Origin of the sequence: Colwellia sp. MB02u-9 (assembly GCF_014077085.1) — a bacterium.
GTDB lineage: Bacteria > Pseudomonadota > Gammaproteobacteria > Enterobacterales > Alteromonadaceae > Cognaticolwellia.
The window spans coordinates 96,352-120,763 of record NZ_JACGVF010000100.1 but is presented as its reverse complement, the minus strand read 5'-3'; the positions used below and the strand labels follow the sequence as shown (position 1 = coordinate 120,763).

The 24,412-nt window shown below is 39.1% G+C and carries 25 protein-coding genes; 20 read left to right on the top strand and 5 right to left on the bottom strand.

The window, feature by feature from the left end; genetic code table 11:
* Positions 1 to 165: 165 nt before the first annotated feature.
* The 5 genes from H4J65_RS16690 (at position 166) to H4J65_RS16670 (ending at position 6,125) form a co-directional block, all read left to right on the top strand.
* Positions 166 to 645, top strand: coding sequence for a winged helix-turn-helix transcriptional regulator (locus tag H4J65_RS16690; protein WP_182136624.1), 480 nt, complete (start codon positions 166 to 168; stop codon positions 643 to 645).
* 257 nt (positions 646 to 902) lie between these two features.
* Complete coding sequence (locus H4J65_RS16685; RefSeq protein ID WP_182136623.1) at positions 903 to 2,597, top strand: M28 family metallopeptidase; 1,695 nt, start codon at positions 903 to 905, stop codon at positions 2,595 to 2,597.
* Positions 2,598 to 2,670: 73 nt separating this feature from the next.
* Positions 2,671 to 3,510, top strand: a complete 840-nt coding sequence (locus H4J65_RS16680; RefSeq protein WP_182136622.1) for an HDOD domain-containing protein — start codon at positions 2,671 to 2,673, stop codon at positions 3,508 to 3,510.
* Positions 3,511 to 3,695: 185 nt separating this feature from the next.
* Positions 3,696 to 5,120, top strand: a complete 1,425-nt coding sequence (locus H4J65_RS16675; protein ID WP_182136621.1) for a sodium-dependent transporter — start codon at positions 3,696 to 3,698, stop codon at positions 5,118 to 5,120.
* A gap of 111 nt (positions 5,121 to 5,231) precedes the next feature.
* Positions 5,232 to 6,125: a class I SAM-dependent methyltransferase gene (locus H4J65_RS16670; protein ID WP_182198869.1), complete on the top strand. Its 894-nt coding sequence runs from the start codon at positions 5,232 to 5,234 to the stop codon at positions 6,123 to 6,125.
* 102 nt (positions 6,126 to 6,227) lie between these two features.
* Here H4J65_RS16670 and H4J65_RS16665 read toward each other — a convergent pair whose 3' ends face one another.
* Both H4J65_RS16665 and H4J65_RS16660 read right to left on the bottom strand, forming a co-directional pair.
* Complete coding sequence (locus tag H4J65_RS16665) at positions 6,228 to 6,842, bottom strand: LysE family translocator (RefSeq protein WP_182183933.1); 615 nt, start codon at positions 6,840 to 6,842, stop codon at positions 6,228 to 6,230.
* A 40-nt stretch (positions 6,843 to 6,882) separates the two neighbouring features.
* Complete coding sequence (locus tag H4J65_RS16660; protein ID WP_182198868.1) at positions 6,883 to 7,761, bottom strand: DNA ligase; 879 nt, start codon at positions 7,759 to 7,761, stop codon at positions 6,883 to 6,885.
* 219 nt (positions 7,762 to 7,980) lie between these two features.
* On the opposite strand from H4J65_RS16660, the gene H4J65_RS16655 reads away from it, so the two are divergent.
* Positions 7,981 to 8,514: a hypothetical protein gene (locus H4J65_RS16655; protein ID WP_182198867.1), complete on the top strand. Its 534-nt coding sequence runs from the start codon at positions 7,981 to 7,983 to the stop codon at positions 8,512 to 8,514.
* A gap of 195 nt (positions 8,515 to 8,709) precedes the next feature.
* A complete protein-coding gene (locus H4J65_RS16650) occupies positions 8,710 to 8,964 on the top strand; it encodes a PGPGW domain-containing protein (RefSeq protein WP_182198866.1) in 255 nt (84 codons plus the stop codon).
* Positions 8,965 to 9,070: 106 nt separating this feature from the next.
* On the opposite strand, the gene H4J65_RS16645 is transcribed toward H4J65_RS16650, so the two are convergent.
* Together H4J65_RS16645 and H4J65_RS16640 are read right to left on the bottom strand one after the other, a co-directional pair.
* On the bottom strand, positions 9,071 to 9,787 hold the full coding sequence (locus tag H4J65_RS16645; RefSeq protein WP_182198865.1) for a DUF3581 family protein: 717 nt from the start codon (positions 9,785 to 9,787) through the stop codon (positions 9,071 to 9,073).
* Between the two features lie 116 nt (positions 9,788 to 9,903).
* Positions 9,904 to 10,170 (bottom strand): GIY-YIG nuclease family protein, encoded by a 267-nt coding sequence (locus H4J65_RS16640; protein ID WP_182136614.1) that lies wholly within the window; start codon positions 10,168 to 10,170, stop codon positions 9,904 to 9,906.
* 172 nt (positions 10,171 to 10,342) lie between these two features.
* Between H4J65_RS16640 and H4J65_RS16635 the strand changes: the two genes are divergently transcribed.
* The 5 genes from H4J65_RS16635 to H4J65_RS16615 all read left to right on the top strand — a co-directional run bounded on the left by H4J65_RS16635 (position 10,343) and on the right by H4J65_RS16615 (position 15,394).
* Complete coding sequence (locus H4J65_RS16635; RefSeq protein WP_404851956.1) at positions 10,343 to 11,143, top strand: DUF2797 domain-containing protein; 801 nt, start codon at positions 10,343 to 10,345, stop codon at positions 11,141 to 11,143.
* Positions 11,144 to 11,256: 113 nt separating this feature from the next.
* Positions 11,257 to 12,105, top strand: coding sequence for an HDOD domain-containing protein (locus tag H4J65_RS16630; RefSeq protein WP_182198863.1), 849 nt, complete (start codon positions 11,257 to 11,259; stop codon positions 12,103 to 12,105).
* A 544-nt stretch (positions 12,106 to 12,649) separates the two neighbouring features.
* Positions 12,650 to 12,988 carry a P-II family nitrogen regulator gene (locus H4J65_RS16625; RefSeq protein WP_182136611.1) on the top strand — a complete coding sequence of 113 codons (339 nt, stop codon included), beginning with the start codon at positions 12,650 to 12,652 and terminating at the stop codon, positions 12,986 to 12,988.
* Positions 12,989 to 12,998: 10 nt separating this feature from the next.
* Positions 12,999 to 14,264, top strand: coding sequence for an ammonium transporter (locus H4J65_RS16620; protein WP_182198862.1), 1,266 nt, complete (start codon positions 12,999 to 13,001; stop codon positions 14,262 to 14,264).
* 206 nt (positions 14,265 to 14,470) lie between these two features.
* Positions 14,471 to 15,394: a Dyp-type peroxidase gene (locus H4J65_RS16615; RefSeq protein ID WP_182136609.1), complete on the top strand. Its 924-nt coding sequence runs from the start codon at positions 14,471 to 14,473 to the stop codon at positions 15,392 to 15,394.
* Between the two features lie 117 nt (positions 15,395 to 15,511).
* Here H4J65_RS16615 and argR read toward each other — a convergent pair whose 3' ends face one another.
* Positions 15,512 to 15,985: a transcriptional regulator ArgR gene (argR, locus tag H4J65_RS16610; protein WP_182136608.1), complete on the bottom strand. Its 474-nt coding sequence runs from the start codon at positions 15,983 to 15,985 to the stop codon at positions 15,512 to 15,514.
* Positions 15,986 to 16,605: 620 nt separating this feature from the next.
* Here argR and mdh point away from each other — a divergent pair.
* The 8 genes from mdh to ftsL all read left to right on the top strand — a co-directional run bounded on the left by mdh (position 16,606) and on the right by ftsL (position 24,403).
* Complete coding sequence (gene mdh / locus H4J65_RS16605; RefSeq protein ID WP_182136607.1) at positions 16,606 to 17,541, top strand: malate dehydrogenase; 936 nt, start codon at positions 16,606 to 16,608, stop codon at positions 17,539 to 17,541.
* Between the two features lie 338 nt (positions 17,542 to 17,879).
* Positions 17,880 to 18,359 (top strand): YcxB family protein, encoded by a 480-nt coding sequence (locus tag H4J65_RS16600; protein WP_182198861.1) that lies wholly within the window; start codon positions 17,880 to 17,882, stop codon positions 18,357 to 18,359.
* A gap of 205 nt (positions 18,360 to 18,564) precedes the next feature.
* Entirely contained in the window at positions 18,565 to 19,566 is a 1,002-nt protein-coding gene (locus H4J65_RS16595) for an extracellular solute-binding protein (RefSeq protein WP_182184088.1), read from the top strand.
* 24 nt (positions 19,567 to 19,590) lie between these two features.
* Positions 19,591 to 21,219: an iron ABC transporter permease gene (locus H4J65_RS16590; protein WP_310649951.1), complete on the top strand. Its 1,629-nt coding sequence runs from the start codon at positions 19,591 to 19,593 to the stop codon at positions 21,217 to 21,219.
* Positions 21,216 to 22,316, top strand: a complete 1,101-nt coding sequence (locus H4J65_RS16585) for an ABC transporter ATP-binding protein (protein ID WP_182198860.1) — start codon at positions 21,216 to 21,218, stop codon at positions 22,314 to 22,316. Before H4J65_RS16590 ends, H4J65_RS16585 begins: the two co-directional genes overlap by 4 nt.
* 305 nt (positions 22,317 to 22,621) lie before the next feature.
* Entirely contained in the window at positions 22,622 to 23,080 is a 459-nt protein-coding gene (mraZ, locus tag H4J65_RS16580; RefSeq protein ID WP_182136604.1) for a division/cell wall cluster transcriptional repressor MraZ, read from the top strand.
* A gap of 51 nt (positions 23,081 to 23,131) precedes the next feature.
* On the top strand, positions 23,132 to 24,073 hold the full coding sequence (rsmH, locus tag H4J65_RS16575; RefSeq protein WP_182136603.1) for a 16S rRNA (cytosine(1402)-N(4))-methyltransferase RsmH: 942 nt from the start codon (positions 23,132 to 23,134) through the stop codon (positions 24,071 to 24,073).
* Between the two features lie 15 nt (positions 24,074 to 24,088).
* A complete protein-coding gene (gene ftsL, locus H4J65_RS16570) occupies positions 24,089 to 24,403 on the top strand; it encodes a cell division protein FtsL (RefSeq protein WP_182136602.1) in 315 nt (104 codons plus the stop codon).
* Positions 24,404 to 24,412 lie beyond the last annotated feature (9 nt).

Below are 24,412 nucleotides of genomic sequence, written 5' to 3'. Positions count from 1 at the left end.
GTGGATTTTTTAGATCTAACCTTAGCCAAATAATTATTTTATCATCATAAGGGCTATTTTTGCTCTGCATTTAAATGAACTAAAATTTGAATGTGTTGGAGTTTTTTAGCTGTTTGCGGTAATTTATGCTGTAAATAAAGTGATTAACCATAAAATTGACTGAAAATGACAAGTAACAAACCTAAAACCTTAGACCGTATCGATTTAACTATTTTAGATGCTTTACAAAAAAATGGTCGAATTTCAAATAGTACACTGGCACAACGAGTCAATTTAAGTGCTAGCCCGTGCTTAGAGCGGGTAAAACGTCTTGAACAAGAAGGCTATATCGAGCGCTACGGTGCTTTTTTAAATGCCAGTAAATTAAATTATGGCATGACAGCTTTTATTCAAGTGACGCTTGATCGTACCACTGCGGATATATTTAATAAATTTCGTGCACAGGTTATTGAAATTAAAGAAGTAGCTGAATGCCACATGGTAGTTGGTGGCTTTGATTATTTATTAAAATTACGTTTTGAAAATATGGAAGCCTATCGGATACTATTAGGTAATATTGTTGAGTTGCCAGGAGTCTCTCAAACCCATACTTATGTAGTTATGGAGCATGTAAAGCGCTACTCGGGCGTACCTATTTTCGACTAACAAGCACAAGCGTGCAAAGTTATATTAACACTGCTTGGTTTAGCCAGCGTTTGCTTTTGCAATGTGGAACTAGTTTTCTTACATGACAGTCGATATAGTGTCTTGAGATGTTTTTAGCCAATTTTAGCCAATTTTAGTCAGGTATATTGCTAAATAAGCCAAAATGTAATTATAAAATAATAAAACCAAATGACTGCATTAATTGCCCAATTAGCAAGTAATTTAAGTGTCCAATTGGTAGAGGTTAATGAAATACCATGAATATATACCCATCAAAGATAATCAAAAAATCAAGCCTAGTTGCCCTGGCTATCATCGCTTTATTTGGCTGTAATAAGCCAACCTCTGCGCCCTTGCAAATTAACCTAAAAGACTTATCTAGTGAGGTTAATGCTGACAATATCAAAGCCCATATAGAATTTCTGGCTGATGACACCTTACAGGGTAGAGATACCGGTAGTAGTGGCTACCAAATTGCGGCCAACTATGTGAAATCTTATTTTAAGCAGCTGGGGTTAACTCCACAAGGGAGCAATATCACCAATGAGTCTCTCGGTTTTGAACAGCAAGTCCGATTTCGTAAAAGTTATCTTATTGACGACTCTGCCCAAGCAACTATTCATGGCTTAGCGGGCGATATTGAACTGAATTTTTTGACCGATTTTTTAATGTCAGGCTCAAGCTTACAAAATGAAACGGCGATTACCGCCCCAACCGTGTTTGTTGGTTACGGGGTTATATCTGCAGAGTTTGGTTATAACGATTATGAAAACATTGATGTTAATGGCAAAATTGTTGTTGCTTTAACCGGCCGACCTGATGATTTACCCTCTGAAGAAGGTGCACATATCGGCTCAAATGCGGAGAAGAGTCGACATGCTGCAGAACATGGTGCTATCGGTTTTATTACGATACACAGTCCCAAGCGTGAAAAAGTGCGCAGTTTTGAAAAATCAGCGCAATATGCAAAAGCGCCAAGTGTCAGCTGGCTTACTCAAGATAATATGCCGTTTGGTAAACAAGAAAAAATTATAACGGGAGCTTATATAGCCCCAGAGGCAGCCGAGGCGTTATTTGTAGGCGCAGCAAGCACACTAGCGGATATTTACGCTGCCGACACTAATGATATGGCCATTAAAGGTTTTGCTTTGCCTTATCAAGTTACCTTGAAAAACCGCTCACGTCATGAACAGATCACTAGCCCTAATATTATCGCTGCCGTTACAGGTAGCGATGAAAAATTAAAAAACGAATATGTTGTTTTTAGTGCCCACCTTGATCACATTGGCATAAGCGTTGATAGTGACAATGAAGACACTATCAATAATGGCGCCTTAGATAATGCTTCGGGTGTGGCCATTTTACTTGAAACCGCACGTTTATTAGCACAAATGCCAATTAAGCCAAAACGTTCAGTGTTGTTTGTTGTCGTGACCGGCGAAGAAAAAGGTTTGCTAGGTTCGAGTTATTTTGCCAATAATCCCACCCTACCTGTGTCGCAATTAGTCGCCAATGTGAATTTAGATATGCCGTTAATTTTATATCCCTTTGCTGATGTTATCGCTTTTGGCTCTACTCATTCAACGATGGGGAAAATTGTCGCGACAGCAGCACAGAAAATCGATATAGAACTGAGTGAAGACCCAATGCCAGAACAGGCGCTTTTTACCCGTAGTGATCATTACAGCTTTGTTAAGGTTGGCATTCCATCGGTCTTTTTAATGACAGGTTTTAAATCAACAGATGCAAGTATTGATGGTGGTGCAGTATTTGGTGATTTCTTGAAAAATCATTACCACCAACACAGTGACGAAATCAGCTTACCCATAAATTACCAAGCGGCGGCTAACTTTGCATTGGTTAATATGATGATAGGTTTGGAAATTGCTAACCAAGTGGCACGACCAGAGTGGCATAGTGATGATTTTTTTGGTTCAACATTTGGGCAATAAATAAACTGACAAGCTTTTAATTAGGGCGATTAAATTCAGTCGTGAAGCGCTTAAATAAGGAAATTATGAATTAATGAATGCTCTTGAATATGCCCAGCAAGCCAATGGTTCTTTTGCCTTACCCGACGCGTGTTTTAAAATAAAAGCCTTAATGGAAGATGAGAGTTCTACGCTAGAAGATTTCGCCAATGTCATCCGTGTGGATCCCTCGATGACATCGCGTTTATTACAAATGTCTAATAGTGCCATTTACAGCTTCCCGGGTGAGATCAGTACCATTTCACGTGCCATTACTATTATTGGTACGCAAGCCATCTACAACCTGATGCTAGTCGACGTAGCCGCGACAGCCTTTAAGCACTTTTCAAATCAGTCGATCGATTTAAAGCGCTTTTGGCGTCTCAGTGTATTTTGTGGTTTAGTGACAAAGAACTTAGCCATTACCGCCGGAATTCGAGACATAGAACGGCTATTTGTTGCGGGCTTATTACAAAATTTTGGCGAGCTTATTGTGGCCAAAATTTCGCCCGCGTTAGCAAAGCAATGCGAAGCTTATAATGCGGATGTATTACCGTGGCAATTACAGCAACAGGTATTGGGTTTTAGTTACGCTGAAGTCTCTGCTGAGTTACTTAAAATTTGGCAGTTACCAGAAAAAATAATTTTACCTATTCGCCACTATAATAATGCCCATAATATTGAACTCAATAAAGATGTTAACGTGCTGTATTTAGCCTCAAGATTGGCATTAGTCGCGTGTCATCCTGAGATTTTTAGTTACGATGATAGTATTGATGCAACACTATGTCAGGCCTTGAAAATATCAACAGATGATTTAGAAATTGCGGCAAATTTCGCGACAATAGAAACCGATAATATCTTCAATATTATGAACGTAAAGTTTTATGGTTAATGGGGCTTAACAAGTGCAACAAATATTATACAGGCTACTCGATAAATGCTGCGGTTAAAAACAAGACTTTATTAAAGAAGCCTGCTAGCATCGATCAGTTAATAAAAGTTACCTCAATAAAAACGGGCGCTGTGAAGTAAAAAATTATAATTATTAGCCCTAAAAAAATACAACGAAGGATACTTATGAGTACAGAAAGAGAGCATTTCAGTTCCCGCTTAGGGTTCATTTTAGCCGCTGCGGGTTCTGCAGTTGGTATTGGTAATTTGGTTGGCTTTCCAGTGAATGCGGCCAAAAATGGTGGTGGTGCATTTTTATTAATGTACGCTGTTTTTGTTTTACTTATATGCTTACCTGTGATGGTTGCTGAAATGGCCGTTGGCCGCAAAACCGCGAAAGAACCGGTGGGGGCTTACAAAGCGTTGAGTGGCGGTAGTAAAGCTTGGGGAGCAGCAGGTTTTCTTGGCGTGTTAACGCCCTTTATGATTGCTGTATTTTATATGGTGATAACGGTATGGATTTTTGGCTATCTTGTGCTAACACTAAGCGGTAATTTAGATTATTTAGCCAGTAATAACGGCTTTAGTGAGTTTGTTAATAGCCCCTACTTATTTTTGGGTATGATTGTCGTGGCAGCCATTATTAACTTTATTCTTGTGGCGGGTGTTAAAGATGGCATTGAGCGCGCCTCAAAAATATTGATGCCAACCTTGTTTATTATGCTACTGATTATGGTGGGTTATGTCCTAACACTAGAGAATGCGCTTTTAGGTGTTGAGTTCTTTTTAATTCCGGATGTTGCTAAAATTACCCCATCGGTAATTAATGGCGCTTTATCACAAGCATTTTTCTCCTTGTCTCTAGGTATGGGGATATTGATCACTTATGGCTCTTATATTGACCGTAAAACGGATATTGTTGGCTCCGCAAAACTTGTTGCTCTGACCGATACGGCGGTAGCATTCATCGCTGGCTTAATGATTTTACCCGCGGTATTTTCATTTAATCCCAACGTTAATCCAGCTGAATTAAGTGATAGTTCAGTGTCATTAATTTTTACCTTTTTACCTAAAATATTTTTAGCCTTACAAAGCTCAATCGGTTACATCGGCGCGAGTGCTGTTGCGGCATTTTTCTTCACTTTAGTATTCTTTGCGGCCATCACCTCACTAGTGTCAATTTTAGAAGTACCGGTTTCCTATCTAGTCACAGAGAAAAAACACAGCCGTAAGAAAGCATTGTCAATATTATTGATGAGTGCTGGGCTACTCACTATTTTTGCTACCTTGTCGTTTGGTATGGTGTCATTCTTTACCGAGTTTACCTCATATGCTGGCGGCGTTCGGTCATTTTTTGATGTGGTATATGATGTTTTCTACGAGACTATTTTACCCTTGAATGGCTTTTTATTATGTGTATTTGTTAGCTATCGTTGGAAGAAACTTAATTTATCTGAAGAGCTAGCGAGAGGTAATGCAAACTATATAGGGTCTTGGGCCGAAAAGTATATTAACTTCTCTTTAGGTACTTTTATCCCTGTTATTGTTTTTGCTATCTTTATTAATACTGTGCTGCAAAAATTCTTTGGCTATAGCATCTTTGGCTTTTAACCATTTGGTAAGCAAGCATAATTTAAGACGAATAAAACACGTTAAATAAGACTTAAGGCCGGATAATTTGTTATTATCCGGCCTTATTTTTTCTAGCTAGAGCTGCTTATAATGATTGAATTTATCTCCGTATCTGATTTTAGTGAAAGCCAGCGATTATTTCATGGCCGTGGCCATGCATACCCGGCATTGTCACATGTCAATGTTGATTGGTTTGAACCCGTCATTTTGATCAGTTTATATCAAGAAGTTGAAGCTAATTGGCTAGCAGAACAAGTAGCGGCCTTACAGACCTTGAGCGATAAGTGTCAATCAATTCAAGTGCAATACCGCTGCCGTCAATTTGCTCCATGTGAATTGCTCTGGGGGCAGGAAGTCACTGACTTGTGTGCTGTAGAGTATGGTTTGAAATACCATATTAGTTTAGGTAAAGCGCAAAATTCGGGTTTGTTTTTGGATATGCGTAATGGCCGAGACTGGGTTCAAAAGCATAGTGAAAATAAGCAGGTATTAAATTTATTCTCTTATACTTGTGCTTTTTCTGTTGCGGCATTGGCTGGTAACGCCAGTAAAGTGGTGAACGTTGACATGAGCAAAAGCTCATTAACTAAAGGTCGAGAAAACCACAGATTAAACCAACAAGATCTCAGCAAAGTTATTTTTGAAGGTGTTGACATTTTTAAGTCTTATGGACGCCTGAAAAGGTATGGACCGTATCAGTTATTAGTGTGCGATCCGCCATCTTTTCAAAAAGGGAGTGTTGATATTGTCAGAGACTATAAGAAAATTATTCGTCGCTTGCCTGAGCTAATGTCAGACAATGGTGATGTATTGTTGTGCTTAAATTCCCCTGATCTTAATGTGGATTTTTTAATGGCTGAGGTTGCAAGAGAATGCCCTGAGTGCATTTTTCAATATCAACTTAAGTCACCCGCAGTATTTAAAGAAGCGCATCAAGGTAAAGGGCTTAAATGTTTGTATTTTATATATAAACCGAGCGCATAAATTTCAACTTTTTCCTGTCTAGTTTGCTTGTCTAGTTTAGGGTCAAGCAAACCTTATTATTATTTGTCTCAGCTAGTGAACATTTGTCCACTTTAGGTAGTCTTAATTTAACACCACGCGTGCGGCCAATAAAATCAAAAAGCTACCGGTAACCTTGTCTACCAGATGACTATTGGCTTTTAATTTTTCTAAAATAGGCCCGCGTGACATCATAAAAGCAATAATGACATACCACAGCATATCAATAATGCCGACAGTGGCGGTCATCACAGCTTTTTGCTGCCAACCTGCGTTAGGATCAACAAACTGACTAAATAAAGCGAGAAAAAAAATCGCTAATTTAGGGTTCAAAAAAGCAATCAAAAAACCATCTCGCCAACCATTAATGGTTGGATCTATTGTTTTACCTTGTTGGACAAACTGAATGTTTTGTTGTTTACTCATTAGCGCTTTAATACCCAAATACAAAAGAAAAGCCGCACCAGCGTATTTTATGGCTGAAAACAACATGGGTGATTGCACGATAAGCAGACCGATACCTGTTGCGGTTATTGCCGCATATAACGCCACACCTAAGCCGTGACTGATGGCGGTGGCATAACCTTGGCCTGCACCACCATTTAAAGTGTTTTTAATCACTACGGCCAAGCTTGGGCCTGGTGAAAGGGCACCAAGAATACAAATAACCACGAGTGATAGCCATAAATGAAACTCCATAATTTAATGCGCCTTAGATTGGTTAAATTGATTTGTGCGACTAATGTTGATTTTTAATGCGAAGAAAGCTGGCAAACTTTGGCACACCCCGTTGTGTTTTACCAATGTATTTATAGGTTATTATGCTGCCAATTTTAGGTGGTTGCTGGCGCTGCTGATCGGAAAAACCTGTGCCTATTTTAAAAGTGATACCTTCGGGGGTTTTTACTTTAACGGCGCCCAGTAAACCTTGGTATTTTCCTTTACCTAGCGTATGCGCAATGACTAGCGCTTCAGCGTCTTGATATATTTTTAGTTTTAATAGGTTCTTGCTACGGCCACTTTGATAATTTGCTGATGCTAGGTGCAGCATTAAGCCTTCGCCATTATGAGCAACAGTGTCATCCAACAGATCATACAAGGCCATATTACTGGCGAGCTTTTTTTGCTTAATCATCGCGAGGTAAGGCGAGCTATTACTTGCTATCAATTGCTTCATGGTCACAATACGCTGAGTAAAATCAGCGCTGTGATTGGGTAAGTCGAAAAGCATTAATTTAAGCTTTTTCCAGCATTTTCCATCTGAGTGTTTACGTCGAACACAGGCGCTGATTTGGGCAAATTGTCCTCGGCCGCTCCAAAGTTCACCCCCCATAGGTATGTTAGGCCAATGTTCAATAAACCAACCCGGTGGTGACAAAACATTGCCATTGCGGGTTAATAGTTGTTGTCCAGTCCAGTATCCGCGTACACCGTCTAACTTCTCGCTTACCCAGTAATCTTCAATAACCGCGCTCTGCTGATATTTAGTAGCAAGCTGTAGCTGAGGCTTTTGTGGCTTTTTTATTTCTAGGTTTGCTTGCTGAGCAAGTACGCAGGGCAATACGAAGATTAAAAAGTTAAAGCAGAAAATTTTTTGATATGTGGTTGCTTGAAACATCCTTGTTCCTTTTTAGTATCTGAGCCCAAATGATCAAAACGAATATCTTGGGCAGTTTTAAAGACAGTATAGAAGCATTTCAGCATTTAGGGCTATTCGTTTGCTTACTTACTTAAAAAACACTTAAACAATACTTTAGGAAAACAACTATTTAAGGTCGAAATTTCTTCAATGTTGACTACACTTTTGCATAAAATAGAATTTAATGGATGATAGTCGATGAAACGGATAATGCTTTCTAGCCTAATGTTGATGCTTTTATGCGCTTCATTTTCGGCGACAGCGGGGAAAAAACACTGCCAAGACTATCGTCAAAAACTCGATAATATTCAAGCGCAACAACGCCAAGCCAATACACATAAACGCAGTCATAGTTTGTCGAGCAAAGAAGCTAAAGCACGCGATAGATGGTGGCGCTGTGAAACCGGTAAACTTAAAGCTAAGTCCAAATCCAAATCCAAGTCTAAGCGAGAGAAAAAATCAAAGCAAAAGCTCGCTAGTAAGAAAGCACAAAATAAAAACCGTAGTCAATCCGCTGCCCTTAAGCTATACAAAAATAGTAAAGCTTTAGTGCCTTTTGCTAGCAATAACCCTCTAGTGATGCGTTCAAAATATCAAGGTGAACAGTTACAGGCTTGGCTGGTATTTTATCAACCAGCGAAAAAGTGTGCTCGACCAAAATCTATACAAGATTTTGCTAAATGTGTTGAAGACAAGCGTAGCCAGCAAACTGAATTTGAAAAAAGCTATTAAGCTTGTGTTTGTAATATTCACTAATGGATTGTCTTTTACACCACTTGAGTCTCATGACTTCAAGGTATTTTGAATTTAGTTATTTGATAACTAATGATAATTATTTTTGGAACGGCTTTTGCTCTTAACTTGTTAAGTAGGATTGTTAAATAGGCTTGTTAAATAGACAAGTTAACAGTAAAGAGGGCGTAAAGTATGCAAAAAAATAGACTGTTAAAAATAAAGCGCATCGCAAGCATTATGCTAGGTTTTTTATGCTTATTGCTCGGTATGGTTTTTATCTTACTGCCTGGCCCTGCAATGATTTTTATACCGCTGGGTTTAGCGATGTTAAGTTTGGAATACCCGTGGGCAAAAATAGGCTTAAAAAAAAGCCAGCGCTATTTTCGTCAAGCAGCAGTAAAAACAGATCAAGGTTTGTCTTGGTTGGGGAGAAAATTACGTCGTTAATAGCAGGTGAGATGTGATTGTAACGGCTTGCATAGTGCTTAATTTAAACGCTAATAAAAGTGAGTCATTAGCTTTAATTTCAATGACTCACTTTTATTATATAGTGTTAATTTTTCTGGGCGATATACTGGGCTTTAGTATGATTATATTGCGTGACAATACTATCAATGGTCTCTTGGCAGTAGTCTCGCAAGCCACTTAGTAGCATGAACTTTTTACCGTGGCCGATGATTTTTTCTTGTGAAACTAAATCAAATGATAAACAGGCGTTACCGCGTTTGCCTTCTATCGCTAAAGTGGTTGAAGATAAACGTAAGGTGATATCTTGAAAATCAAGATTATCCAGTTTAATAGACATACTTTCGTACATAACCATAGGGCGAGTTGGGTTGATCATCACCTTATTTTTTTGCATTAAGTCGACCAAAATATGTGGAAAAGTATGTCCTGAAAATTCAACATAAGCGCGCGTTAACGCTTCAATCGATTGGCTGTTTTTTGTGTGATTACCGGCCACCGACATATTCAAATATTCTTTTTGCTTATCGTCAGTAATACGCGCGGTGCTGTTGATTTCTGTTGGAATATTTAAGGTAGTGGCGTCTGTGACCATACCAGAAAATCTAAAGCTCATTTCTTGGTGCAATCCTGCGCGCTCTAATATTAATGAAAACAGTAAGTCACCTGGAACACAAAAGCGTTTAGCGTTTATGTCATGTAGAGGATTAAAATCGTCAGCAATTTGTTTAGCAAAATCACTCGCCTGTTGACGTGTGAAACTAATTTTATCATCCGAAATTCGGCAATAATTCTCTAAAAACATGGAGTCTTGTCATCACTTTAAGCTATTGAAATCGGTGCTATTCTATCAGTATGCTTAGTCAAAATCGAAGCTTATTAATATTTAACTGACAAAGCAGACCAGTAAAACTAAGGCCTTTAAGCTAACAGCTGCAGCGAATAGTTATAAACGAGTTGTTCTTTATTATGTTTGCTAAGTTGCTTAAGCTGATACTCGCGACGACTTGCTTGCTGTCGATTTGGTTGAGATTCAGCGTAAGCTAAAGTTACCGGACGGCGAGCTCGGGTATATTTTGCCGCTTTTTTGTTACATTCGTTGTGCTCAAGTACCCGTCGTTCAAGTGAGGTGGTAATACCCGCATAAAGGCTATTGTCGGCACAACGAAGAAAATAAACGTACCACATAGTAATAAAGTCTGATCAGAGAGCTAATGATGCATTTTCGCAATTTTTTTGTTGAGATTCGAGATAAAAATGAATTAATACTGGCTGCTAGTTGGTGATTTTTATACTATTGGTGCCTGAAAAAATAATAGGTTGAGATATGTTGCAAACAGAAACAGGTGCTTTACGCAAAATGCGTGCGGATTTAGCGGTAGATGGTACGGTAAATTACCGTATGGTGCTCGGTGAGCAAGAAGTTGAGTTAAATCCCCTAATAGGCAAGCACCTAACGCTGAATTTTAGTGGTCATATAGATTGTCAGCATTGTGGCAGAAAAGTCAAAAAAAGTTATGCTCAAGGTTATTGTTTTCCTTGTATGCAAAAACTTGCGCAATGTGACATGTGTATTATGAAACCAGAAACTTGCCACTTTGAACAAGGCACTTGTCGAGAGCCAGAATGGGGCGAAAGTAATTGTATGATCCCGCATTATGTCTATCTCGCCAATACCTCAGGTTTAAAGGTTGGCATTACCCGTCATACACAAATTCCAACGCGTTGGATTGACCAGGGTGCTACTCAGGCATTACCTATCTTTAAAGTCAGCACTCGCTTACAATCAGGGCTATTAGAAGTTGCTTTAGCTGAATTTATTGCGGATAAAACCAATTGGCGGGCGATGCTTAAAGGCAGTGCAGAAGCGATAGATTTAAAAGTTATTGCTGAAGAACTCAAGCCTAAAATCGCCGAAAAATTGGCAAGTGTTAGCTTAAAATATGGTGCTGATGCCGTGACTGAGTTGGATGAGGATGTGGTTAACCTGCATTTCCCCGTTAAGCAATATTTAACAAAAATATCATCTTTTAATTTTGATAAAACGCCCGAAGTTTCAGGTGTTTTACTCGGGATAAAAGGGCAATATTTGATTTTTGAAACCGGTGTGATTAATTTACGTAAATTTACGTCATATCATGTTAGTTTGCAGGTAAGTTAATTATTGCCAAGGATAATCAATTTACCTAGGATAGATTATATTTTAACTATTACGGGGCGGTTTAATTTTACCGCTACGTGAGTTATAGCGATAAAAGAGATGTGAGGGTCATTATGAAGAATGTGAACGATTATGCAAAAGCAGCCGGTGAAATATTTGTACTTTCAGATTCTTTTGTCCGCATTAAAGAGTTGATTGATGATGAACAGTCAACGATTGACGATATTGCTGATGTTATTCTTTTGGACCCGGCATTAGTGGCAACCATTTTAAAACTTGCTAATAGCTCATTTTTTAATTATCCAGGAAAAATTGATACTATCTCTAAAGCCTTACTCGTGTTGGGCATTACTGAAGTTTATAATTTAGTGATAGCTTTTTTTACTAACCGCACCTTTAAAAAAGTCAATGTTGAACAGGACTATTTAGATGACTTTTGGTGTAAAAGTGTGGATTGTGCGCTCATTATCAAATATATCGGCAGCAAACTTAATATCCCCAATGCTGAACGCTTGTTTATTATCGGGTTACTACATAACTTGGGTGAGCTTGTTGTTCAGCAAATATCGCCAGAAAAAATATTAGCGGCTAACAATTTTTCTTCACCACAGCTCCCTTGGGAAAAGCAACATCATGAACTTGGTTTTACTTACGGTGAATGCAGCGCTGAACTTTTAAAGCAATGGCAATTACCGTACAGCATTATCGAACCTATTCGTAATCAAGATAATAGCGATTTCTCTTACAGCACAGATGAAATTAAACTCTTGTATCTAGCAAAACGCATTATGTTGAGCCAGTTTGATTGTAGCTCACACCCTATTGAGTTGTTATTAAGCGAAGATGCCTTGCAGCAATTACCGATAGATGAAAACACGATACAAGAGGCGATCAATTTTTGTGACTTAGAGCGTTTAAGTATGTTGGCCATTATCAATCCAGGCGCGGCAATGATTTTTTAATGGTTATGCCATTTCATTGTTTATAGCGACATTAATCACAACTTATATTGATACTTTACATGTATCAATATAAGTATTAATACCAGTCTCTAGCCATTAAGAAAGCGCTAGCGCCGACATTTTTTTAATGAAATTTTGGTTTGAAAAAGCCTCAACGGCTGCTTGAGTATCAGCTTTTATCCCTCACTGAAAACTTCAACAATTCTGCTTAATATCAGCCTTTAATGCCTCATTGAATACCTCACTGAAACCTCCCCCTTTAGCTTAATGCCATTAGGTCTTTAGTTTTTACATTAATGCCTGACATATCAGTTTGTACAAAAATCTAGCTATTAAGCCTTACTCATTTAGCTCTGTTTTCATGGAGAGGGGCTAATTTTTCTTGCTGAAAATATTGCACCAGTAGCTGACAAATAAATTTCATACGCACTATCCTGGTGCGGCAGTATCAAGCTGTAAATTCCTATCTAATTGTTTTTATACAGTATTTTAATTGGCATGAAGATTGATAAGTATTAGTTAATAATAATTAGGGAATAACAACATGAAACTAGTAAGTGCAATTATAAAACCATTCAAGCTTGATAGCGTCAGAGAGGCTATTTCTGAAATAGGCATTGAAGGCCTAACGGTCAGTGAAGTAAAAGGTTTTGGTCGCCAGAAAGGGCATACCGAATTATATCGGGGAGCTGAATATCAAGTAGATTTTCTCCCGAAAGTGAAACTTGAAATTGCGGTCAATGATGATGTTGTGCAACGGTTAGTTGATGCCATCGCAGAAGCAGCACATACCGGTAAAATTGGTGATGGCAAAATATTTGTTTATGACCTTGAGCATGCCGTGCGAATTCGTACTGGTGAACAAGACGTAGAAGCGATATAGGAGCAAAATCATGGAACAAAATATTTTTCAACTTCAGTACGCAATGGATACCTTTTATTTCCTCATTTGTGGCGCCTTGGTAATGTGGATGGCGGCAGGCTTCTCAATGTTAGAAGCCGGTTTAGTTCGAGCCAAAAATACCACAGAAATTTTGACTAAAAATGTCGCGCTCTATGCGATTTCTTGCATGATGTACTTATTTGTTGGTTACGACATTATGTATGGCGGCGGCATGTTCTTATCCGGTATTGAAACGGTAGATCCCGCCAAGGTATTAGAAGACTTTTCAGCACGAGAAGATGGCTTTACCGGTGCAGCAATATATTCGGCGGCATCTGATTTCTTTTTCCAAGTAGTTTTTGTTGCCACTGCTATGTCAATTGTCTCTGGTGCAGTAGCTGAGCGCATGAAACTATGGGCCTTTTTAGCCTTTGCGGTAGTGTTAACCGGCGTTATATACCCAATGGAAGGTAGCTGGACTTGGGGCGGTAATGCTGTTTTTGGTTTATATACTCTATCTGAACTGGGTTTTTCTGACTTTGCTGGCTCGGGTATCGTACATATGGCAGGTGCAGCCGCGGCATTAGCGGGTGTTTTACTGTTAGGAGCACGTAAAGGTAAATATGGTAAAAATGGCCAAATAAACGCAATACCAGGCTCAAACCTGCCAATGGCAACGTTAGGAACCTTTATTTTATGGATGGGTTGGTTTGGCTTTAACGGTGGTTCAGTATTAAAACTTGGCGATATTTCGAGTTCACACTCAGTCGCTATGGTATTTCTAAATACCAATGCAGCAGCAGCGGCAGGTGCAATCTCGGCGTTAGTTCTAGCTAAATTGCTCTTTAAAAAAGCAGATTTAACTATGGCGTTAAATGGTGCTTTGGCAGGGCTAGTGGTTATTACGGCTGAGCCATCAACACCAACACCTATTCAGGCCACCTTGTTTGGCGCTATTGCAGGTATTGTGGTGGTGTTATCCATTATCAGCTTAGATAAAATAAAAATTGATGATCCGGTGGGTGCTATCTCAGTACACGGCGTGGTTGGTTTACTGGGCTTATTATTAGTGCCATTAACCAATAGTGCATCAAGCTTTAGCGGGCAATTAATTGGTGCTGCAACCATTTTTGTTTGGGTGTTTTCTACTAGTTTTGTAGTCTGGTTTGTGCTGAAAAAAGTTATCGGTATCAGAGTCAGCGAAGACGAAGAATATGAAGGTTGTGATCAATCTGATTGTGGTATGGAAGCCTATCCAGAGTTTACTCGTGGCTAAATAACTTAGGTTAATAAAGCGATTAAAACATTAAAAAGCCTGTGTCTTAACTTACACAGGCTTTTATTATTTTAATGGCTCAACACTCAGTTTGATTATTTATAACAGAGCAAGAGTTTGAAATATTTATCAAAGTTCTACTACCATTAGTCATAAAGTGTGTAAGATTAAGTTATTAACCGATATGTTTATGAGTGGATTGTTAGATGGCAAGAGAGCAGTTTGGTGTTTGTGCAGAGCCCAGCCTTCACGGATATTATTTATTATTTAATGCGTTAGATGATAAAAATTTATTTTTACGTAAAGCACTATCGCGTTTACCCGCCTTATTTGATAAATATGCTGACCGTTTTTCAGAAGCCAATTTAGCGGGCGTTATTGCGATTGGCACAAACTTTTGGGATGAACTTTACCCGCAAGGACGGCCTAAGCATTTACGTCAATTTCCAGAAATGGCGATAGAAGACCGCACCGCTCCAGCAAATAACTATGATCTTTATATCGAAATTCGTGGTGACCGAGCTGACGTAAATCATATTGTTGCGACAAAAGTTTGTCAGTTATTAGCAGATAGTGTTGAATTGGTTGAGCAAGTTCGAGCGTTTCGCTTTTTAGATGGCCGAGACTTAACCGGCTTTGTTGATGGCACTGAAAATCCACAAGGCCATCACCGTCGTCGTGTTGCGCTGATCACCGACGCACAAGATGCCGAATTTTCTGCGGGTAGTTATCTGCATATCCAGCGTTATCGCCATAACTTAAATTTGTGGAACTCATTGGAAGTTAAAGAGCAAGAAGACGTTTTCTCACGTACTAAAGTGAACAATGAAGAGTATTCAGAAGAAAATAAAGCGCCATCTTCGCATATTAAGCGGGTTAATTTAAAAGACAGTGCAGGCAATAGCCTTGAAATATTACGCCAAAGTATGCCGTATGGTGATATGAAGCTGCAAGGCTTGTTCTTCGTCGCTTATTGTCACTCGCCTGAGCCTTTTGAATTAATGCTAAAAAGTATGATTGCTGGTGATGCTCATGGCCATAGTGATCATCTACTCAAGTATACACAAGCGGAAACGGGGGCTGCATTTTTTGTACCTAGCTTAAATGTTTTGGCACAGCTTGGTCACTAATACTGGGCATTTTAGTGCCAACGCTATATTGTTTGGCAGATAAATATAGCGTTGAGCGACACCTAATTAAACCTAAGAATTAAACTCAATAAGTAAACCCCATCCTGAATTAAAGACTTAAGTTAAGTTTTTCAAAAATAATGCTTCAAGCCTAACAATGGTTTGTTTTATTGCTTTAACGTCAGTCGGGGCAATAAAAATAGTATCATCACCAGCAATAGTACCAAGTACACCATCACTTTTACTTAAACTGTCGAGCAAGCGCGCGATTAATTGCGCCGCACCAGGACTCGTTCGAATAATCACCATAACGTCATTGTGCTCAATATCGAGTACTAATTGTTTGAGTGGGCTTTTAGCCGTAGGCATACCCAATTCTGCCGGCAAGCAATAAACCATTTCTTGCCGGGCATTACGGGTTCGTACCGCACCAAACTTGCTTAGCATACGCGATACTTTCGACTGACTAATATTTTCAAAGCCTTGAGATTTTAAGGCTTCGGCAATATCAGCTTGTGAACTAAATTGTTCTTGCTTTAATAAATCTTTGAATGCTTGTACTAAAGCTTCTTGTTTTTGTTGTCCGCTCATATAGGTCCACTACTTGATAAAAATTAGGGTCGACTATTATTGATATATAATACCTACTTAAGACCTAAGTATTATTTCATAATTTTTATTATACGTTATCCTTATAAGGCAATACAGGTTAATAATCCTCAGTCTACCAACTCTATTAAGTCTGTTAAGTTTACTAAGTTAATTTAAGTCTGAGCCGGCTAAGTTAAGTCGTGCAGAAAACAAATTTAACCGTATAGGGTTATAGCCATTTTGCTAAGTTATTGAGCATGCAAGGTTAGCGGCACAGGTTTATAGTTCAAGATGGAAGCTGTGTGTGGGGATCTTTATTAAAATTAATAATACCGAACATAAGTCTTATAAACTGGCCATTTGGGTATTTAGTTGTAAACTTATAAGCTTGAAAATAAATCTAATATACCGCTAAATGAATACCCTAGGTCAGGCGACTCAGAGGGTAAATACAAGCATAATTATCTATAAAATATTTTGCTTGAGCTAAATTCATTCAGAGGCGCTAAGTTGTACAATAAGTTAATCTGTTTGGTAAAATCATTGTTTTTTGGCCATTTTTACTATATCTTTTGGCCGACAAATTATTACGTAATTACTCAAATTTCTGGAGACATCGAATGAAAGTTGCTGTGCTAGGCGCTGCTGGTGGTATTGGCCAAGCGTTATCTTTACTATTAAAAACTCAATTACCTGCGGGTTCTGAGTTATCTTTATATGACGTTGCACCAGTTGTTCCAGGTGTTGCCGTTGACTTATCACACATCCCAACAGCAGTAAAAGTTGCTGGTTTTGGTGCTGATGATCTAGCCGGTGCCCTTACTGGAGCTGATATTGTTATTATTCCAGCCGGCATGCCACGTAAACCTGGTATGGACCGTGCAGACTTATTTGCTGTTAATGCCGGTATTATTAAAACCTTAGCAGAAGGCATTGTTGCAAATTGCCCTAAAGCGCTAGTCGGTATTATTACTAATCCAGTAAACGGTACTGTGCCAATTGTTGCTGAAGTTTTCAAAAAAGCCGGTACTTACGATAAAAACCGCGTTTTTGGTGTTACAACGCTTGACGTTATTCGCTCTGAAGCTTTCATTGCTGAATTAAAAGGCTTGAACGTAAGTGAAGTTAAAATTCCAGTAATTGGTGGCCATTCAGGTACCACAATTTTACCATTGCTTTCACAAGTTCAAGGTGTGACTTTCTCTGATGAAGAAGTTGCGGCTTTAACACCTCGCATTCAAAATGCCGGTACTGAAGTCGTCAATGCTAAAGCGGGTGGTGGTTCTGCTACACTTTCAATGGGCGCTGCTGCTGCTCGTTTTTGTTTATCTTTAGTTAAAGGTTTACAAGGTGAAGATGTTGTTGATTACGCTTACGTAGACGTTGAAGGCGGCGATGCGGCATATTTTGCTCACCCAATTCGTTTAGGCGTTAATGGTATTGCTGAAATATTACCTTACGGCGAGCTAAGTGCATTTGAACAAAAAGCAAAAGATGACATGCTTGCAACATTAAAAGCTGATATCAAAGAAGGTGTTGATTATATCAACGGCTAATTTGTTATAAATTTTGCTTTAAAAACCGCGTTTAACGCGGTTTTTTGTTGCCTAAATTTTGTTGATGCCGCTGTTATGCTAACAAAGTTATGTTGATAAAGCGGATGATAAATCAACAGCTTTAGTCGTGATTTTATTAATCACCCTTTAAGCTGATTTCCTAGCCTAACTTCGACACTGGCTCCTGAAGTAGAGCAGGGATAAACGCCAGATTAGAAATAAAGTGAACCGCTTTAGTTTATTTTTCCTGCGCACAACAAAATCAGCAACTTAATGGCATTGGTATAATGCCAAAATATTGGTAAAATGCGGATAACTTCATTAAACATAACTGTAATATGACTCAGCCCTTTAGTTACCAAACAACATTTATATTAGACAAATCTCATTTTAGTGAATGCTATGATGAATCGGTACCCGCGCCAACTTTCGTTGCGCTATATCGTAAAGGTGCATTTTTGCTAATGATAGGTGCATTGTTGGTGATGTTTTCTGAACTTAATCCATATGCCGCTTGGTTTATTTTCTCTTTAGGCTTGTTAGAGATTGTCAGCAGTCGCTATAAAAAAGCCTGGTGGGTGGCACGTCAGATGTTAAGTAAAGTGGCGAAAGCTGAGGTGAGCTTAAAAATTGATGCAGACAGTGTGCATATATCGTCATTTTATAACGACAACAAGATGAAATTTAGCGATATAGAGCGAATAACACCCACAGATCAGGGTTGGTTAATTAGTCATAATTCATTTAGACACTATATTTCTAATCGTTGCCTCAATGCATCAGCTCAGGCTTTTTTGCAGGCTAAAGTTAGCCAATAACCAATAGATAAGCGGTCATGCTGATGAGTTTTCCTAAACAACTTTTTATCTTTCTGATTTAGTAAGATTTTAGGAAAAATCGCATGAAAGCTGAATGAGAATAATTCTCAAAAACCTTGACAGTGATCAGTATCTTGATTAGTCTGACAGAAAATATAAATTCATCAAATTTTTGATTATTTAGGCGGGCTTCACGTTGAATAAAATCTGGTTTTCTCCTTTGGTATTAGTTGCACTTTTAGCGGCAAGTTTTAATGTGGCAGCAACTGACGAGGTTAATGTTTACTCTTACCGTCAACCGTTTCTGGTTGAACCTCTATTTAATGAATTCACTAAAGCAAGCGGTATTAAGGTTAATGTGGTTTTTGCCAAAAAAGGTATGGCCGAACGCCTAACACGTGAAGGTGAATACAGTCCGGCAGATATCTTATTAACCACAGACATTAGCCGTTTAATTGAATTAAAAGATAATGGCTTATTACAGCCGGCTCAATCTGCTGAATTAAGTGCGGCAATTCCTGCGCAATTTAAAGCGGCTGACAATACTTGGTATGCGTTAACTACACGGGTACGAAATATTTACTCAGCAAAAAGATTAGGTAAAATTGACTTCAATTATGAAGATCTTGCTGATGAAAAATACCAAGGTCGAATTTGTACACGCAGTGGTAAGCACCCTTACAATGTTGCTTTAGTGGCATCTATGATTGCAGAACACGGTGAAGCAGATACGCTGACTTGGTTACAAAAATTTAAAGCCAATTTAGCGCGTAAACCACAAGGCAGTGATCGTGCACAAGTGCAAGCCATTCACCAAAACTTATGTGACATCTCGTTAGGTAATAGTTATTACTTTGGTAATATGCTCAAAGATGAAAAACAAAAGCTTTGGGCTGAGGCGGTTTATATTAACTTCCCGAATCAAAATAATCGTGGTGCCCATGTTAATATTTCCGGCATGGCGATGGCAAAATATGCGCCAAATAAAGCCAATGCATTAGCATTAATGAATTTTTTAGTATCAGCGCCGGCGCAAAAAATGTATGCGGAAACCAACATGGAATATCCTGTACGCCCAGGGGTAAAACCGTCTAAATTAGTCGCTGCTTGGGGAGAGTTCAAAGCCGACAGTTTACCGCTAGAAACTATGGCTAAACACCGTAAAGCCGCTTTGATTTTACTGGATAAAGCAAAATTTGATTTATAGCGCTTATCATTAAGTTCTCGCCTCGTGCTCACCGGTAATAAAAACACCAGTTGGAAATTCTTCAGCTGGTTTTTTGCTTTAGCCTTAATGTCGCCAATTGTGGTGATGTTATTGGGCAGCATTAATGCGTCCAGCGATCTTTTTAGCCATTTATGGGCGACGGTATTACCTGAATATATCCGTAATACCTTGGTACTTGGAGTGTTGGTGGCCTTGTTATCATTTTGCTTTGGTGTGCCGGCAGCCGCGCTTATTAGCCAAACTAATATTGTTATGGGCAAGCAGTTAAGATGGTTGCTGATGTTACCGCTCGCAATGCCTGCGTATTTAGTCGCTTATTTATATACCGATTTATTTGATTATGCTGGCCCTGTGCAACGTTTATTGCGCGCGTGGTTTGATTGGCAATCACCCAATGATTATTACTTTTTTGATATTAGAACCCTAGGTGGTGCAGCTGTTGTTATTGCCTTGGTCATGTTTCCTTATGTGTACATGTTGACACGCACCGCTTTTGAGCAACAAGACCGTAACTTGTTAAGAGCAAGTCGGTTATTAGGTTGTACCGAGCGACAAAGTTTTTTTCAGATGACTTTACCTTTAGCTCGTCCGGCTATTGCCGTGTCATTAGCGCTAGTCACTATGGAAACATTAGCCGACTTTGCCACTGTGCAATATTTTGCTGTCAGTACATTAACCACAGCTATTTATGATACTTGGCTTGGCTACAATGATTTTGCTGCCGCTAACGCATTAGCCAGTGTGTTGATGTTATTTATTTTATTTATTGTTGTTGCAGAGCAACGCGCTAGAGCGGGGCAGCGACATCAATCAAGCCGGCCAAATACCCAACACCAGCGTAAGCAGCTTAGTGTTGCTCAGCAAATCATTGGCAGTATATTCTGTTGGTTTTTAGTCTTTGCTGGTTTTTTATTGCCGGTTATTCTATTGCTAGTAATGGTGATAGATTATGCCGATTATCAACAGCTTGTTGCATTAATTGCTACCGGTAAAAACAGTATTGAAATTGCGACTTATACAGCGACCATCGCCACGTTCATTGCCTTGATACTGGCTTTATTTCAACGTTTACATCAAAGCCGGTTTCGGATGTTGCCAGTGCAAATTTCTGGTTTTGGTTATGCTATTCCAGGTACTGTGCTTGCAATGGCCATGCTCGCCACTTTTGGCCCATTAGATCATGCTATTAACGACGTGGCTAAGGCGTTAGGTTTTGCCGCGCCTGGATTAATATTGTCAGGTACGGTTTTTGCTATTGTCTTTGCTTATATCGTCAGGTTTTCAGCTATTGCCAACGGCACTATTAGCGCGGGTATAGAGCAAATCCCAAAATCACTTGATTTAGCACCAGCGAGCTTAGGTGTAACTACCTTGTCAGCAATTTTTCGTGTTCATCTGCCGTTATTAAAATCATCTATTTTGGTGGCTTGGTTGTTAGTTTTTGTTGAAGCCATGAAAGAGCTACCTGCGGTACTGTTATTACGACCCTTTAACTTTGAAACCTTGAGTACGCAAATATATCAGCTTATCTCAGATGAACGTTTAGAGCAGGGTGCGTTAGGCGCTATCTTAATTGTCTTGTTTGGCTTATTGCCGATTATTATTCTCAACCGCCAGAAGGACACCCAGTGAAACCACTGATTAATATTGAAAATTTAGCCGTTGAATTACAAACAAAAGTGATTTTAACGCAAGTTGATTTATCATTGGCTAAAGGTGAAATATTAGGACTGGTTGGCCCCAGTGGTTGTGGCAAAACAACCTTACTAAACACCTTAGCGGGTTTTGTCGCACAAAGTGCCGGCACCATTGAAATTAACACCAGTAATAATCAGCAAATAAAAATCAGTACTGCAGCCATGTTGCCGGCAGAACAGCGTAATATCGGGATGATATTTCAAGACTATGCTTTGTTCCCTCATCTTAGCGTTAATGAAAATATTTGCTTTGGCCTGAAAAAATTAACAAAAACAGAGCAAGCAAAACGATGTAAAGAGTTACTGACTTTACTTGAATTAACTGAATTTGGACAAGGTTACCCGCATCAATTATCTGGTGGCCAGCAGCAAAGAGTCGCTATCGCCCGTGCTTTAGCTCCACAACCTAGCTTATTATTACTTGATGAACCTTTTTCAAATATTGATGCTAGGTTACGTAATGAATTAATGATTGAAATCAGGCAGTTATTAAAGCGTTTGGGTATGACCGCTATTTTTGTTACTCATAATAAAGATGAAGTGTTCACCTTTGCGGATAAAATTGCCGTTATGCATCAAGGTAAGGTGCTACAAATTGGCCCTCCTGCTCAGGTTTGCCAGCAGCCTAATAGTTGGCAAGTAGCTGACTTTTTACAACTGGGTAGTTGGCTGCCGGTAGCACTACTGGCGGATTATAATCACGCGAAAGTAACCAGCCTAATTGGCCAATTAGCGCCTAGTGCTATCGTTAATGCACCAGTAGACAACAAGAAAGACTCGACACTTAGTTACCAATTATTGGTTAAACCCAATAATATCGAGTTATGCGAAGAACAGGGCAGTAATGTCATCGTTGAACATATCGGCGTAACTGAACAAGGCTATCACTATTTACTCAGTAGTATTGAGCAAGATAGCGCACTAGTCTTCTCACAATTGAGCTTTTATAGCCCAGAACTATTTGCCTTAGGTGATAAACTAGCGATCAAGTTAAAGGGCGAAAACTTTAACTTATATACCCGCGCCACTTAAATAGGCAGATTTTTGCCAGATGAAAAAAGTGGGTTTATTGTCACTAATTGTTGACACTAGAATGACTTTTTTAGTTACAAAAAATTAATTTTCAGTCTACATTGGGCGTCAGATCCACAAAAGTGCACAATTTCATTCACTTCCCTCAAAGCCTTTATTTACAGGCATTCAGCGCTATGGATTTGCAAAAACTTTACTTGACATAAGTTTACTTTACTCACTAAACTGTAACAATGTGGTAAAAAGTGGGAATTAGTGGATCGTAGGTGATCCCAAAACAATTAAAGTGGATAATAAAGTAGATTATGTTCAGAGGCACTAGTGCAATAACACTCGACAGCAAAAATAGGATCACTATACCTACGCGGTATCGCGAGGAGCTATTTGCTGATTGCCAAGGAAAAATGGTCTGCACTGTAGATATTCAACATCCGTGTTTATTGTTATATCCACTACCCGAATGGGAAGAAATAGAATTAAAGCTTTGTGAATTGTCGAGTATGAATCCACAAGAGCGTTTATTACAACAAGTGTTATTAGGTAATGCCTCAGATTGCGAAATCGATAAAAGTGGCCGTTTATTAATTAATGGCCCACTGCGCCAACATGCAGGCTTGAAAAAAAACTTGATGTTGGTCGGTCAGTTGAGAAAGTTTGAAATCTGGAATGATAGCGCTTGGCAAAACCAAATGCAGCAAGGCATTGCACAAATTCAGTCAGGTGAAACAGAGCTCACTGACCGATTACTTGATTTATCTTTATGATAAATCGTTCAATGAAAATTATGATAACTAGATGGCGTTGATAAATTTATAATGCAACATGATAATGCACATATTTCAGTTTTACTGGCCGAGTCAATCTCTGGATTGGCGATAAAACCAGAGGGTACTTATATCGACTGTACCTTCGGTCGTGGCGGACATTCAGGTTTAATTCTTGATAATTTAGGTCCTAACGGACGCTTGATCGCGATAGACAGAGATCTAACCGCGATAGAAGCGGCAAAAAAATATGCCGCCGATAAGCGTTTTATTATCGAACATCATGGTTTTGCTGACTTACAGATGATTGTTGAGAAACATGAGTTAACTGAAAAAATAGACGGCATTTTACTTGATCTTGGCGTGTCTTCTCCGCAACTTGATGAAGCAGAACGTGGTTTTAGTTTTATGAAAGACGGCCCACTCGATATGCGAATGGATACCACACGTGGCCAAACAGCTGCCGAGTGGATAGCAGTGGCCGACGTTGAAGATATTACTTGGGTGCTAAGAACTTTTGGTGAAGAAAAACATGCTTGGCGAATTGCTAATGCCATTGTTGACGAGCGTGAAGAAACGGCGCTGACACGTACCGGACAATTAGCACAGTTAATTAAGAAAACAGCACCACAAAGGGAAATGAAAAAGCATCCTGCAACACGTAGTTTTCAAGCGATTCGCATTTATATTAATAGTGAGTTAGAGCAAATTGAAAAAGTACTGTCTGCGTCTTTGTCGGTATTGGCCACCGATGGTCGTTTGGTGGTGATTAGTTTTCACTCGCTCGAAGATCGGTTAGTGAAACAGTTTATGAAAAAGCATTCGCAAGGCAGAAAAGTGCCACGGGGCCTACCCATTAGCGAAGAAGAATTGAACAAGGGTAAAAACTTGAGCTTAATTGGTCGCAGATTAAAGCCCAGTAAAGATGAAGTGGAAGAGAATGTTCGCTCTCGCAGCTCAGTATTAAGGGTTGCACAGAGACTGGCGCGCTAATCATGGTGCGTTAGTATGGCAACCAAAAAAGTAGTGTTGTTTTTTGATATCTGGTATGACATTCAACGTCATTTAGCCACTTATGGCGTTTTATTATTGGTGTTGATATCAGCGTTTTCAGTGGTTTATTTTACCCACTTAAATCGACAAACAACCAGTAAAATTGAAATTTTATTAACCGAACGTGACGCCTTAGAAATTGAATGGCGCAACTTATTACTAGAACAAAACAGCTTAGCCGAACACAGCGCGATAGAAAGCAGTGCAGCAAAGCAACTTAATATGACAAGGCCAGATGCAAGCTCGGAAGTTATTATTAAATTACCATGATTTATTACC

Coding starts and splice junctions, on each gene's coding strand:
- H4J65_RS16690 (WP_182136624.1), top strand. CDS start 166: ATGACAAGTAACAAACCTAAAACCTTAGACCGTATCGATTTAACTATT.
- argR (WP_182136608.1), bottom strand. CDS start 15,985: ATGAGCGGACAACAAAAACAAGAAGCTTTAGTACAAGCATTCAAAGAT.
- H4J65_RS16630 (WP_182198863.1), top strand. CDS start 11,257: ATGAAGAATGTGAACGATTATGCAAAAGCAGCCGGTGAAATATTTGTA.
- H4J65_RS16655 (WP_182198867.1), top strand. CDS start 7,981: ATGAAACGGATAATGCTTTCTAGCCTAATGTTGATGCTTTTATGCGCT.
- H4J65_RS16635 (WP_404851956.1), top strand. CDS start 10,343: ATGCGTGCGGATTTAGCGGTAGATGGTACGGTAAATTACCGTATGGTG.
- mraZ (WP_182136604.1), top strand. CDS start 22,622: ATGTTCAGAGGCACTAGTGCAATAACACTCGACAGCAAAAATAGGATC.
- H4J65_RS16670 (WP_182198869.1), top strand. CDS start 5,232: ATGATTGAATTTATCTCCGTATCTGATTTTAGTGAAAGCCAGCGATTA.
- H4J65_RS16620 (WP_182198862.1), top strand. CDS start 12,999: ATGGAACAAAATATTTTTCAACTTCAGTACGCAATGGATACCTTTTAT.
- H4J65_RS16665 (WP_182183933.1), bottom strand. CDS start 6,842: ATGGAGTTTCATTTATGGCTATCACTCGTGGTTATTTGTATTCTTGGT.
- H4J65_RS16680 (WP_182136622.1), top strand. CDS start 2,671: ATGAATGCTCTTGAATATGCCCAGCAAGCCAATGGTTCTTTTGCCTTA.
- mdh (WP_182136607.1), top strand. CDS start 16,606: ATGAAAGTTGCTGTGCTAGGCGCTGCTGGTGGTATTGGCCAAGCGTTA.
- H4J65_RS16640 (WP_182136614.1), bottom strand. CDS start 10,170: ATGTGGTACGTTTATTTTCTTCGTTGTGCCGACAATAGCCTTTATGCG.
- H4J65_RS16685 (WP_182136623.1), top strand. CDS start 903: ATGAATATATACCCATCAAAGATAATCAAAAAATCAAGCCTAGTTGCC.
- H4J65_RS16600 (WP_182198861.1), top strand. CDS start 17,880: ATGACTCAGCCCTTTAGTTACCAAACAACATTTATATTAGACAAATCT.
- H4J65_RS16645 (WP_182198865.1), bottom strand. CDS start 9,787: ATGTTTTTAGAGAATTATTGCCGAATTTCGGATGATAAAATTAGTTTC.
- H4J65_RS16625 (WP_182136611.1), top strand. CDS start 12,650: ATGAAACTAGTAAGTGCAATTATAAAACCATTCAAGCTTGATAGCGTC.
- H4J65_RS16660 (WP_182198868.1), bottom strand. CDS start 7,761: ATGTTTCAAGCAACCACATATCAAAAAATTTTCTGCTTTAACTTTTTA.
- rsmH (WP_182136603.1), top strand. CDS start 23,132: ATGCAACATGATAATGCACATATTTCAGTTTTACTGGCCGAGTCAATC.
- H4J65_RS16615 (WP_182136609.1), top strand. CDS start 14,471: ATGGCAAGAGAGCAGTTTGGTGTTTGTGCAGAGCCCAGCCTTCACGGA.
- H4J65_RS16675 (WP_182136621.1), top strand. CDS start 3,696: ATGAGTACAGAAAGAGAGCATTTCAGTTCCCGCTTAGGGTTCATTTTA.
- H4J65_RS16650 (WP_182198866.1), top strand. CDS start 8,710: ATGCAAAAAAATAGACTGTTAAAAATAAAGCGCATCGCAAGCATTATG.
- ftsL (WP_182136602.1), top strand. CDS start 24,089: ATGGCAACCAAAAAAGTAGTGTTGTTTTTTGATATCTGGTATGACATT.